Source organism: Rhodococcus sp. PAMC28707 (assembly GCF_004795915.1).
Classification (GTDB): domain Bacteria; phylum Actinomycetota; class Actinomycetes; order Mycobacteriales; family Mycobacteriaceae; genus Rhodococcoides.
On sequence record NZ_CP039253.1, the window covers coordinates 579,614 to 591,599 of the forward strand.

Sequence of the window (11,986 nt, forward strand, 5' to 3'; positions counted from 1 at the left end):
GCCAGATGATTGTTGCAAGCGAAGAGCCCCACCCGGATACCGGGAGGGGCTCTTCAGATCGATCGGGTACTTACTTGGGATCCGTGTCGCCTGAGTGCTCGTGATCGCTCGTAGCGAGAGGAGCTCGGCGCGCCTGCTCGAGAACCTCGGTCGTGTGTCCACCGTGATTGCCCGGGCCGACATGAGCCTCGGCCCGCAAGCGATCCACCATGTGCGGGTAGTGGAGTTCGAATGCCGGACGCTCGGAACGGATTCGCGGCAATTCCGTGAAGTTGTGCCGCGGCGGTGGGCACGATGTGGCCCATTCCAGCGAGTTGCCGTAGCCCCAAGGATCGTCCACAGTGACCACCTCGCCGTAGCGATAGGACTTGAAGACGTTCCACACGAACGGCAGTGTCGAAGCACCGAGCACGAACGCACCGATGGTGGAGATGATGTTCAGCGTGGTGAAACCATCGGAGGCCAGGTAGTCGGCGTAGCGACGCGGCATGCCCTCGTTACCGAGCCAGTGCTGGACCAGGAAGGTGCCGTGGAAGCCGAGGAACGTGAGCCAGAAGTGCCACTTGCCCAGCGTCTCGTCCATCATTCGGCCGGTCATCTTCGGGAACCAGAAGTAGATGCCGGAGAACGTCGCGAAAACCACCGTGCCGAAGACCACGTAGTGGAAGTGCGCCACTACGAAATAGGTGTCGGTGACGTGGAAGTCGATCGGCGGGCTGGCGAGGAGCACGCCGGAGAGGCCGCCGAAGAGGAAGGTGATCAAGAAGCCGATAGCGAAGAGCATCGGGGTTTCCAGAGTCACCTGACCTCGCCACATCGTGCCGACCCAGTTGAAGATCTTCACACCGGTGGGCACCGCGATCAGGAACGTCATGAAGGAGAAGAACGGCAACAGCACCGCACCCGTGGCGTACATGTGGTGGGCCCACACCGCGATCGAGAGAGCAGCGATGGCAATCGTTGCGTAGATCAAGGTGGTGTATCCGAACATCGGCTTACGCGAGAAGACCGGGAACACCTCGGACACGATCCCGAAGAACGGCAACGCGATGATGTACACCTCGGGGTGACCGAAGAACCAGAACAAGTGCTGCCACAACAACACTCCACCGGTCGCCGGATCGAACAGATGCGCACCGAGATGTCGATCGGCTGCCAATCCCAACAGTGCCGCCGTCAACAGCGGGAAAGCAAGAAGAATGAGGATGCTGGTGACCAGGATGTTCCACGTGAAAATGGGCATCCGGAACATCGTCATACCAGGCGCTCGCAAGCAGATGACCGTCGTGATCATGTTCACAGCACCGAGAATGGTGCCGAGACCGGCAATCGCAAGACCCATGATCCACAGGTCTGCACCGACACCCGGCGAATGCAATGCACTCGAAAGCGGGGTGTACGCGGTCCAACCGAAGTCAGCAGCACCACCCGGGGTGATGAATCCTGCCGAGGCGACCAACGCACCGAACAGGTAGAGCCAATACGAGAAAGCATTCAACCGCGGGAACGCCACGTCCGGCGCACCGATCTGCAGCGGCAGGATGTAGTTGGCGAAGCCGAACACGATCGGCGTCGCGTACAGCAACAGCATGATCGTGCCGTGCATGGTGAACAGCTGATTGTACTGCTCGTTCGACAGGAACTGCATCCCCGGTACCGCCAGCTCGGCGCGCATAAGCAACGCCATCAAGCCACCGACAAGGAAAAACGCAATCGATGTCACGATGTACATGATCCCCAACACCTTGGGATCTGTCGTCGTCACCGCCTTGTGAATGAACGAACCTTTCGGTCCCATCCGCGGCGGAAAAGGCCTCACCGCTTCCACAACGGGAGTGGGCCTAGGCGCTAGGGCAGTCACTGATCCTCCTGAATGCGCGTCGTACCTCGAACCACGAGGCGACGTCCTGGTGTCTTGCGCTCCACGAATCGTAGACCGTCCCACAGAGCAGCGCCGAACCGGTCCTACCGTGTGTCGTATTCGATTGTACGAACCTCTGAACAACGAAACCAATCGACGCTCACACCACCATGTGAAGGGGCCGATGGCTGCGGACCGATATGGTGTGAGCGCATCCCACTCCCGTTAGGAAACGCACGAGTTGTCCACTACCTCAGGCCTGTCGACCGTGACTTCGACTTCGCGCGCCGGGCTGATTCTGGCCATCGGCGTCGCCCTGTTCACGGCCGGGTGCTCCACTCCCCCCTCGTCCTCGGACGACGCGTCGACCATTGTCCGGAGCACGACCAATATCGCCGGAGCGGGTGTGGTCGGCAACGACCGCAAGACTGCCGGTCTGTGCCCCGAGGCCGCACCGCTCGATCCGACCGGCATAGAAGGATCGGTACGACCGGTCGGGCACAGCGAGGGAATAAGCAACGTTCCAGCCGACCCCATGCGCATCGTTGTGCTCGACGCAGCTTCGCTCGATGCCACCTGCGCGGTAGGCGTCTGGGAACGAGTCGTCGGCGCGGCGACGCTCGACCCCGACTTCCGTGGAGACGGTGACCAAGAGCTGTATCTGGGACCTGGCATAGCGAGAGTTCCGAGCGTCGGAACTCTCGGCGCTCCGGACGTCGACGCCGTCGCCACTCTCGCCCCCGACCTCATCATCGGGTCCGATTCGCTGGGCCGGGATACTTACGCGGCCCTCAGCGATATCGCACCCACCGTCTTCACGAGCTCCGATGATGGCTGGAAGGGGACGTTCCTGCAGTCGGCTGCTGCCCTCGGACGTGGTCGAACCGGATTCGACGAACTCGCTCGGTTCAGTGCCGACGCTCAGCAGGCCGGCCGCGACATCGATGCCGCACAGACCCAAGCCTCCGTCGTGCGTTTCCTTCCCGATTCCATGGTCACCGATTCCACGACGTCGTTCGCCGGGCAGGTACTCGCCGAGATCGGCGTTCAGCGCCCACCTGCGCAACGCGATGGTGAAGTCACCGTCGCCCCCGACGATCTGCTCGCGGCCGAAGGCGACATCGTCTACGTGCGCTTCGACGGTGACGAGGGCGAATCGTTCGGAACCGAAGTCCTGCGCAGTGATCCGTGGCTCGAGCTCGGATCGGTGAAGGACGGCCGCGTGTTCGCCGTCGACGACACAGTGTGGTCCGGGAGCGGCATCGTCGCGGCGCGGGCGATTCTTGCGGACGTGCAGAACTCCCTCAACGCATACGCTTCCTGAGGTGCCCGTACCCGAGTTCGTCCTCTCGCTCCGGCGACGAGTGGGTACTGCCCCGCTCTGGCTTTCCGGCGTCAGCGCAGTCGTCCTGGACGAAAACGACCGGATACTCCTCACGAGGCGACGGGACAACGGTCTCTGGGCAGTGGTGTCGGGCATTCTCGAACCCGGCGAGGAACCCGGACCCGCGGCACTACGTGAGATCGCTGAGGAGACCGGGCTCGATGCGGAGCTGATTCGGTTGACGAGCGTCGATGTCACCGGGCCGATCACCTACCCGAACGGCGACCAGGCGCAGTACCTCGATCTCACGTTCCTGGCCCGCCGCACTGGAGGCGACGCGCACGTCGCCGACGACGAAAATTTGGCAGTGGAATGGTTCGCGCCCGACGCGCTACCGGAAACCCTCTTGGAGACTTCACGTTTGCGAATCGACAAAGCACTCGACGACTCGGTCGAGGCCTGGTTTCGTAATTGATCAACCGGTGTCGGGTGTGTTCGGCTACCGGCCGGTCGTCGAACACACCCCAGCACCCCTAGGTCAGAAGTCCCAGTCGTCGTCTTCGGTGTTGACTGCCTTACCGATGACGTACGACGAGCCCGAGCCCGAGAAGAAGTCGTGATTCTCATCGGCGTTGGGTGAGAGCGCCGACAGGATGGCTGGGTTCACGTCGGTTTCGTCCTTCGGGAACAGCCCTTCGTATCCCAGGTTGTTCAGTGCCTTGTTCGCGTTGTATCGCAGGAACTTCTTGACATCCTCGGTGAGCCCGACCTCGTCGTAGAGATCCTGGGTGTACTCGACCTCGTTGTCGTACAGCTCGAACAGCAGCTCGAAGGTATAGTTCTTGAGCTCTTCGCGCTCGGCTTCGGTGACCTTCTCCAGACCCCGCTGATACTTGTATCCGATGTAGTAGCCGTGCACAGCTTCGTCACGGATGATCAACCGGATCAGGTCGGCGGTGTTGGTGAGCTTGGCTCGCGAAGACCAGTACATCGGCAGGTAGAAGCCCGAGTAGAACAGGAAAGACTCGAGCAGGGTCGACGCGACCTTCCGCTTGAGTGGATCGTCGCCGTGATAGAACTTCAGGACGATCTCGGCTTTACGCTGCAGGTTGACGTTCTCCTCGGACCACCGGAACGCGTCGTCGATATCGCGCGTGGAACTCAGTGTGGAGAAGATGGAGCTGTAGCTCTTCGCATGCACCGACTCCATGAACGCGATGTTGGTGTAGACAGCCTCTTCGTGCTGGGTGATCGCGTCGGGAATGAGGCTGACCGCTCCGACTGTCCCTTGGATCGTGTCCAGCAAGGTGAGTCCGGTGAACACCCGCATCGTCAACTGCTTCTCGACTGCATTCAACGTCTCCCACGAAGGGATGTCGTTCGAGACCGGCACCTTCTCCGGCAGCCAGAAATTACTGGTCAGGCGCTCCCACACCTCCGAGTCCTTGTCATCCTGGACGCGATTCCAGTTGATGGCCGAGACACGATCGATGAGCTTCACGATGCTTCCTTTACTACCGGTGTAACACTGCCGAATGTTGGCTTATCTGAACACTACCCGTTGCGGTGGGAGGTAGTCCTCGACACAAGATGTGCGTCGTAGTCCCTGTGCTTACTCGCAGCCACGCACAGGAACTACGACGACGAAAGCTCTACAGCATGCAGGAAACGCAACCATCCACCTCGGTGCCTTCCAGCGCCAACTGACGCAGGCGGATGTAGTAAAGGGTCTTGATTCCCTTACGCCATGCGTAGATCTGCGCCTTGTTGATGTCGCGGGTCGAGGCGGTGTCCTTGAAAAACAGCGTCAACGACAACCCCTGATCGACGTGTTGCGTTGCCGCAGCGTAGGTGTCGATGATTTTCTCGTACCCGATCTCGTACGCGTCCTGGTAGAACTCCAGGTTGTCGTTGTTCAGGTACGGCGCTGGGTAGTAGACCCGACCGATCTTGCCTTCCTTGCGGATCTCGATCTTCGCCGCAACCGGGTGGATCGAAGAGGTCGAGTTGTTGATGTAGGAGATCGACCCCGTCGGCGGGACTGCCTGCAGGTTCTGGTTGTAGATGCCGTGTTCTTGCACCGACGCCTTCAGCGCGGACCAGTCGGCCTGCGTCGGAATGTGCACACCGGCGTCGGCGAACAATGCGGCGACGCGGGACGTGGCAGGCTCCCAGACCTCATCGGTGTACTTGTCGAAGAATTCGCCCGATGCGTATTTGGAGTCCGGGAAACCCTTGAAGTATTCACCGCGCGCGATCGAGAGTTGGTTCGACGCCTGGATGGCATGGAATACCACGGTGTAGAAGTAGATGTTCGTGAAGTCGATGCCCTCGGTGGATCCGTAGTGAATCCGCTCGCGCGCCAGGTATCCGTGCAGGTTCATCTGGCCGAGGCCGATAGCGTGAGAGTCGTTGTTCCCCTGCTCGATCGACGGAACCGAGAAGATGTGGGTCTGATCGGACACGGCCGTGAGCCCGCGGATTGCCACTGCGATGGTTTTGCCGAAATCGGGCGAATCCATCGTCTTGGCGATGTTCAGCGAGCCGAGGTTGCAGGAAATATCTTTGCCGACGTGGCTGTACGACAGATCGTCGTTGAACGTCGACGGGGTGGATACCTGCAGGATTTCCGAGCACAGGTTCGAGTGAGTGATTTTGCCCTTCACCGGGTTGGCCCGATTCACGGTGTCCTCGAACATGATGTACGGGTATCCGGATTCGAACTGCAGCTCGGCGAGTGTCTGGAAGAACTCGCGTGCCTTGATCTTCGTCTTGCGGATCCGCTTGTCGTCGACCATCTCGTAGTACGTCTCGCTGACGTTGATGTCCGCGAACGGCACTCCGTAGATCCGCTCGACGTCGTACGGCGAGAAGAGATACATGTCTTCGTTCTTCTTCGCCAACTCGAACGTGATGTCCGGGATGACGATTCCGAGTGAGAGCGTCTTGATGCGAATCTTCTCGTCCGCGTTCTCACGCTTGGTATCGAGGAACTTGTAGACATCGGGATGGTGCGCATGCAAATACACAGCGCCTGCACCCTGACGCGCACCGAGCTGGTTCGCGTAGGAGAAGGAGTCCTCGAGCAGCTTCATGATCGGAATGACACCCGAGGACTGATTTTCGATTCGCTTGATCGGCGCGCCGGCTTCACGAATATTACTGAGCAGCAACGCAACTCCACCACCGCGCTTGGACAGCTGCAGTGCGGAGTTGATCGATCGACCGATCGATTCCATGTTGTCTTCGATGCGCAGCAGGAAGCACGAAACCGGCTCGCCGCGCTGCTTCTTGCCGGAGTTGAGAAAGGTGGGAGTCGCGGGCTGGAAACGGCCTGCGATGATTTCGTCGACCAGATCGGCGGCAAGGGCTTCGTCACCTGCACCGAGAGTCAGGGCAACCATGCAGACGCGATCTTCGAACCGCTCCAGATAGCGCTTGCCGTCGAAAGTCTTCAGCGTGTACGAGGTGTAGTACTTGAAGGCACCCAGGAAAGTAGGAAAGCGGAACTTCTTCGAGTAGGCGTGGTTGATGAGGAACTTGACGAACTCGCGGGAGTACTGATCGAGAACCTCTGCCTCATAATAGTTTTCCTCGACCAAGTAGTCCAGCTTCTCATCCAGGTCGTGAAAGAACACGGTGTTCTGGTTGACGTGCTGCAGGAAGTATTGGTTGGCCGCTTCACGGTCCTTCTCGAACTGAATCTCCCCATTGGGGCCATACAGATTCAGCATCGCGTTCAGCGCGTGATAGTCGAGATCACCATCCGCGCGGACGGTCGTCTGGGCGGGTGCTGTATCGGTGATTGTCGGTGCCACGGCGGGTGCTCCACTTTCTTCGTAAGTCTTGTACTGCTGAACTCGTACTGATGTCAGTAGGTGTGCGCCGCTCGTCGCGACTCCCGCTCCCAGAAATCGCCGAGACCGTCCCGAACACGAACTACGTCTTCGGGGGTCCCCATCAGTTCGAAGCGATAAAGGTAAGGAACAGCGCACTTCTGTGAAATGACATCGCCCGCAAAACAGAACGAGTCACCGAAGTTGGTGTTACCAGCTGCGATGACTGCCCTGATCAAGGACCGATTGTGCTTGTCGTTGAGAAACTTGATCACTTGCTTGGGAACATAGTTGGTGTCGCGGCCGGCAAATGTGGTGCCACCGCCGTAGGTCGGGACGATCAGAACGTACGGCTGATCCACCCGAAATTCTTCCGGCCGGTGAATCGGTATCCGACTCGACAGAAGATCCAACTTGGTGACGAATCTATGGGTGTTCTCCGACGCACTGGAGAAGTACACCAATGGGTGCGTCGAGGCAGGAAGCCGAGCCGAATCGAGACCGGTGAAAGTCACACCTGCTCATCTCCGTCTTCTGTTCAAGCAACGCTTGCGGTGAGCGACTTGATGCGATCGGGGCGAAATCCCGACCAATGAGTGTCGCCGGCAACGACGACCGGCGCCTGCAGGTAGCCGAGCGCCATGATGTAGTCACGGGCCTCGGTGTCCTGTGAAATATCGATGATCGAGTACTCGATACCCTCCTTGTCGAGGGCGCGGTAGGTGGCATTGCACTGAACGCAAGCGGGCTTGGTGTAGACGGTGACGCTCATGGGGTTCCCTTCTCACTGTCCAGCATCGCGGAGTTCACCGAGATGCTCGTAATGCACTGCGGAATAGCTTTTCGAACTTCTTTTTCGTCTGGTGTGTCGATTCCGGATACGAACCCGAATTCGAGCAGTTCCGAGCGGGATTTCACGGTCTCCGTACCAATTTTCTCGGCGGGGAGCATTGTGGCTTCTCGGTTGTTCAGACACTACACCTAGTGTCCGACTTATAGCTAGAACACGAGATGTTGCGAACAACATGCATGACATTCGCAGGTCACGCTCTCGAGATGGGCCAAAAGTCGAGGCCGACTCGGCGTGTCGTGCATCACAGATTCTCCTTGTGCACATACGCCTCGCAGCCGAAAACGAGCAGCCCATGCAACCGCAAGTCGACACGCTGCACCCGGAGGGTGAAATCTGCGACCCGTAGGCAGCAGAGAGCCCCCGAACACAAGATTCGGGGGCTCGGCCACGATGCCTCGCCAGAGCAGTTCGCTCCAGTATCGGGGCGCCTCGAATCAGGCGTCGACGAGCTCGTGCGATGCCTTGACCAACTCGGCCACCACAGCGGAAATCTGTGCCGACACCTCTGCGTTTTCACGGGGATGCGCGGAACCGAACTTGTCCATGGTGCCGCCGATGGTGAGCACGACGTCCTCGAGAACCTTTCCGCCTGCAATGCCGACCGACTTACGTGTGTCGTCATGAGCCCACTTGGCCCCGTTACCGCTCGGCGAGGCGGAGATGACGGCAACCGGCTTTCCCTGTACGGCGCCCACCCCATACGGACGAGACAGCCAATCGATAGCGTTCTTCAAGACCGCGGGAATGGTGCCGTTGTATTCAGGGGTGACAAGGAGAAACGCGGTGGCCCCCTCGGCGGCTGCACGCAGACTCAGTGCAGCCGCAGGCACCGATCCCTCGACGTCGAGGTCCTCGTTGTAGAACGGCACATCTGCAAGACCTTCGTACACGAGCGCGTCGGCACCCTCCGGTACGAGCGCGGCGGCGGTCTCGGCAATCTGCTTGTTCACGGAGTCGACACGAAGACTGCCGACGAGAACGAGTACGTGCGCTTGCGACATAAAAAAATCCTTCGAAAGTTGGAGCTGCGGCGGGTGTAGGTGCATTCCTACCACCTAAGCGGACCGTGGTCCATTTCTGTTCCCGGGGCAGGTATGGTTGCGCTTGTGACCGACTTCATGCTCCCTATTGCAGGCGAGGAAACCGAGCGCTGCGATGCCGCACGTAACCGACGCCTCCTACTGGAAGCAGCCACCGAACTGGTCGCCACAGTCGGGGCGGACGCTGTCACGATGGATGCTCTGGCCGCCCGAGCCGGTGTGGGCAAGGGCACAGTTTTCCGGCGATTCGGAAGCCGATCCGGACTCATGCAAGCGTTGGTGGACCATACCGAGAAGGAGCTGCAGCACGGCTTCCTGTTCGGTCCCCCACCGCTGGGCCCAGGGGCGGACCCGATCGACCGATTGGTCGCGTTCGGGCGCGCTCGCTTGAACCTCGTCGAGGTACAGGGAGAGGTCATGCGCGCGGCCGAAAACTCACCGGAACTGCGATATTCCGCACCTGCACACAGGGTCAACTACACGCACGTGTTGAACCTCCTCCGAACTGCCCGCGTGGAGGGCGACCTCGAACTCCTCGCTTACGGACTCCTGACACCGCTCGAAGCAACGCTCGTCCTGCACCAATTCCGCGACCTCGGCATGTCGAAGCAACGGCTTGCCGACGGCTGGGAAGACCTGGTCCGTCGAGCAACCCGTCAGGAGAGCAGTTCCGCCACCGCAGCGCGGTGAAGTGCCGCACCGTACGACGGGCCGTGTCCCGCTGCATGCACGGCGAAAAGGTCTCCGCTGTCATCTCGTGCAGTGTACTGAGCACACCTAAGATGGCGTGATGGCTCTCATCCGTTCGGAATTGCGCACTCGAATCCAACGTGAACTCGCGGTCCAGTCGACCATCGACCCCGCCTCCGAGATCACCCGACGCGTCGACTTTCTCAAGAACTACCTCCGTTCGACACCCGCCACGGGGTTCGTGCTCGGCATCAGTGGCGGTCAGGACAGCACCTTGACCGGAAAGCTGGCTCAACGCGCGGTAACCGAACTTCGCAGCGAAGGCGCCGAAGCCGGATTTCTTGCTGTGCGTCTCCCCTACGGCGTGCAGGCCGACGAAGACGATGCATCCATCGCACTGTCGTTCATCGATCCCGACCGGACCGTGACGGTCAATATCAAAGCATCGGCCGACGCGGCGGCCGCCTCGGTGGCGGACGCCCTGGGCAACGACGCGGTTCGCGACTTCGTGCGCGGCAACATCAAGGCTCGCGAGCGCATGGTGGCGCAGTACGCGCTCGCCGGCGAACTCGGCTACGTTGTGGTCGGCACTGATCATGCAGCCGAGGCGATCACCGGATTCTTCACCAAATTCGGCGACGGCGGGGTGGACATCACACCTCTTACCGGGCTGACGAAGCGTCAGGGGGCCGAGCTGTTGCGAGAGCTCGGTGCACCGGAGAGCACGTGGAAGAAGGTGCCGACCGCCGACTTGGAGGACGATCGTCCAGCGCTTCCCGACGAGGAGGCCCTGGGTGTGACGTACGCGCAGATCGACGACTACCTCGAAGGCAAGGACGTGACCGAGGAGGTCGCAGCGAAGCTGGAGAGGATGTTCTTGAACTCCAGGCACAAGCGCGCGGTTCCCGTCACACCGTTCGACGATTGGTGGACCACCGAGAACTGAGCCCTCGGGCTAGCCGCCCGCGAACGGTGGCAGGATGTCGACTCGGTCACCGAAAGTCGCTGTGGGATCACGCGTGAGATCGTCACCGATCAGAAACGCAGACACTCGTAGTACATCGGCCACCTTTCCGCCGTGTCTGCGAGCTACCGCAGCTTTCAACGCCGCGATATCGCTGCCCATCGGCAGGTCGAATGTCTCGGCGGCACATCCCGACGCGTCCGCCGCACCGGCGAAGTAACGAACCTCAACCACCTATTGCTCCCATACTTCTCGTCGGTGGAACGAAACCTTCGGCATCGATTCCGTGCCCGGCCCACTTGTTCCACATTGCGCCACGCCACAGTGCAGCGAGTTCGTCGTCGGTTGCTCCCCCGCGCATGGCCGCCCGCAGGTCGGTTTCCTCGTCGCTGAACAAACACGACCGCACTGTTCCTTCGGCGGTGAGCCGCGTTCGGTCGCAGTCGGAGCAGAAGGACCTGGTGACCGACGCGATGATGCCGACGGTGGCGTCGGTTCCTTCGACTGCCCATTCCTCGGCCGGCGCAGAAGGATCCTCGCGACCTACTTCGGTGAGGTCGAAACGGGTGGCGAGCACATCGAGCAGTTGCTGCGCGTCGAGCATGTTGGAACGTGCCCATTCGTGGTCGGCGTCGAGCGGCATCTGCTCGATGAATCGGAGGGCCACGCCTTCGTCCAGGCACCACTCGAGCAGGTCGCCTGCACCGTGCAGTGTCTCCGGCATGAGCACGGCGTTTACTTTGACGGGGTTCAATCCGGCTCTCTTCGCTGCCCGGATTCCCGCCATGACAGACGGCAGACGATCGCGTCGGGTGAGTTCGGCGAAATGCGCGCGGTCGATGGAGTCGAGCGAGACGTTGACTCGGCTCAGCCCGGCTTCGACGAGGCTCTCCGCCCGATGCTCCAAACCGATGGCGTTGGTGGTCATCGCAAGGGGAATGCCGGGCACTCGCTGTGCGCATCGGGCGAGAATGTCGGTCAGATCGGCCCGCATCAGCGGTTCACCACCGGTGAAGCGCACTTCCTCGACCCCGAGTCGATGTACCGCGAGGGATACCACTCGCGCGATCTCTTCGGCAGTGAGCAGGTTCTCGGCCGGAATGACAGGCAGACCTTCTTCAGGCATGCAATAAGTACAACGGAGCGAACACTTTTCGGTGATGGACACCCGGAGATCGCGCGCCACCCGGCCGAACCGGTCTATCAGAACCGGTACATCGGGCCGGTCGTCCACCGAGAACACCCCAGGGCTCTCCGAAGATTGGGTGTTATTGGAAGATTCGGAGCCTTTCACCGAGGGGATACCGAGTCCGACGACACTGCTGACGGTCATGTGCACCCTCCTCGAGAAACAAGAGCGAATCCTCGCTCCGACAACGCTACGCGGTCCAGTATGCCGTTCCTCACAGAACGGGGGG

Annotated in this window: 12 protein-coding genes; 4 read left to right on the forward strand and 8 right to left on the reverse strand. The window is 60.5% G+C overall.

Annotated features, from left to right (window positions below):
* Nucleotides 1-70: 70 nt before the first annotated feature.
* Nucleotides 71-1,861 carry a cytochrome c oxidase subunit I gene (gene ctaD / locus E5720_RS02670; RefSeq protein WP_136169358.1) on the reverse strand — a complete coding sequence of 597 codons (1,791 nt, stop codon included), beginning with the start codon at nt 1,859-1,861 and terminating at the stop codon, nt 71-73.
* A 268-nt stretch (nt 1,862-2,129) separates the two neighbouring features.
* Here ctaD and E5720_RS02675 point away from each other — a divergent pair, with 268 nt between their 5' ends.
* Nucleotides 2,130-3,185 carry an iron-siderophore ABC transporter substrate-binding protein gene (locus E5720_RS02675; protein WP_247596143.1) on the forward strand — a complete coding sequence of 352 codons (1,056 nt, stop codon included), beginning with the start codon at nt 2,130-2,132 and terminating at the stop codon, nt 3,183-3,185.
* A 1-nt stretch (nt 3,186) separates the two neighbouring features.
* The gene (locus E5720_RS02680) at nt 3,187-3,660 is read left to right on the forward strand and encodes an NUDIX domain-containing protein (protein ID WP_136169359.1); all 474 of its coding nucleotides are present in this window, start codon (nt 3,187-3,189) and stop codon (nt 3,658-3,660) included.
* A gap of 63 nt (nt 3,661-3,723) precedes the next feature.
* On the opposite strand, the gene nrdF is transcribed toward E5720_RS02680, so the two are convergent.
* From nrdF to E5720_RS02705, 5 genes are all read right to left on the reverse strand, one after another.
* Nucleotides 3,724-4,686, reverse strand: a complete 963-nt coding sequence (gene nrdF / locus E5720_RS02685) for a class 1b ribonucleoside-diphosphate reductase subunit beta (protein ID WP_136169360.1) — start codon at nt 4,684-4,686, stop codon at nt 3,724-3,726.
* A gap of 151 nt (nt 4,687-4,837) precedes the next feature.
* Nucleotides 4,838-7,003: a class 1b ribonucleoside-diphosphate reductase subunit alpha gene (nrdE, locus tag E5720_RS02690; RefSeq protein ID WP_136169361.1), complete on the reverse strand. Its 2,166-nt coding sequence runs from the start codon at nt 7,001-7,003 to the stop codon at nt 4,838-4,840.
* A gap of 53 nt (nt 7,004-7,056) precedes the next feature.
* Entirely contained in the window at nt 7,057-7,485 is a 429-nt protein-coding gene (nrdI, locus tag E5720_RS02695; protein WP_136172400.1) for a class Ib ribonucleoside-diphosphate reductase assembly flavoprotein NrdI, read from the reverse strand.
* 74 nt (nt 7,486-7,559) lie between these two features.
* Nucleotides 7,560-7,793 (reverse strand): glutaredoxin-like protein NrdH, encoded by a 234-nt coding sequence (nrdH, locus tag E5720_RS02700; RefSeq protein ID WP_084346927.1) that lies wholly within the window; start codon nt 7,791-7,793, stop codon nt 7,560-7,562.
* 515 nt (nt 7,794-8,308) lie between these two features.
* Nucleotides 8,309-8,875, reverse strand: coding sequence for an NAD(P)H-dependent oxidoreductase (locus E5720_RS02705; RefSeq protein WP_136169362.1), 567 nt, complete (start codon nt 8,873-8,875; stop codon nt 8,309-8,311).
* Between the two features lie 105 nt (nt 8,876-8,980).
* Here E5720_RS02705 and E5720_RS02710 point away from each other — a divergent pair, with 105 nt between their 5' ends.
* Nucleotides 8,981-9,604, forward strand: coding sequence for a TetR/AcrR family transcriptional regulator (locus tag E5720_RS02710; protein WP_136169363.1), 624 nt, complete (start codon nt 8,981-8,983; stop codon nt 9,602-9,604).
* Between the two features lie 100 nt (nt 9,605-9,704).
* On the forward strand, nt 9,705-10,550 hold the full coding sequence (gene nadE / locus E5720_RS02715; protein WP_136169364.1) for an ammonia-dependent NAD(+) synthetase: 846 nt from the start codon (nt 9,705-9,707) through the stop codon (nt 10,548-10,550).
* 9 nt (nt 10,551-10,559) lie between these two features.
* Here nadE and E5720_RS02720 read toward each other — a convergent pair whose 3' ends face one another.
* Together E5720_RS02720 and moaA are read right to left on the reverse strand one after the other, a co-directional pair.
* Nucleotides 10,560-10,802, reverse strand: coding sequence for a MoaD/ThiS family protein (locus E5720_RS02720; RefSeq protein ID WP_136169365.1), 243 nt, complete (start codon nt 10,800-10,802; stop codon nt 10,560-10,562).
* Complete coding sequence (gene moaA / locus E5720_RS02725; RefSeq protein WP_136169366.1) at nt 10,795-11,901, reverse strand: GTP 3',8-cyclase MoaA; 1,107 nt, start codon at nt 11,899-11,901, stop codon at nt 10,795-10,797. The genes E5720_RS02720 and moaA overlap by 8 nt, the downstream gene beginning before the upstream one ends.
* Between the last annotated feature and the right edge of the window lie 85 nt (nt 11,902-11,986).

Excerpts from the sequence above, each read along its gene's own strand:
- nrdH (WP_084346927.1), bottom strand. The coding sequence starts at position 7,793 with ATGAGCGTCACCGTCTACACCAAGCCCGCTTGCGTTCAGTGCAATGCC.
- E5720_RS02705 (WP_136169362.1), bottom strand. The coding sequence starts at position 8,875 with ATGTCGCAAGCGCACGTACTCGTTCTCGTCGGCAGTCTTCGTGTCGAC.
- nadE (WP_136169364.1), top strand. The coding sequence starts at position 9,705 with ATGGCTCTCATCCGTTCGGAATTGCGCACTCGAATCCAACGTGAACTC.
- moaA (WP_136169366.1), bottom strand. The coding sequence starts at position 11,901 with ATGACCGTCAGCAGTGTCGTCGGACTCGGTATCCCCTCGGTGAAAGGC.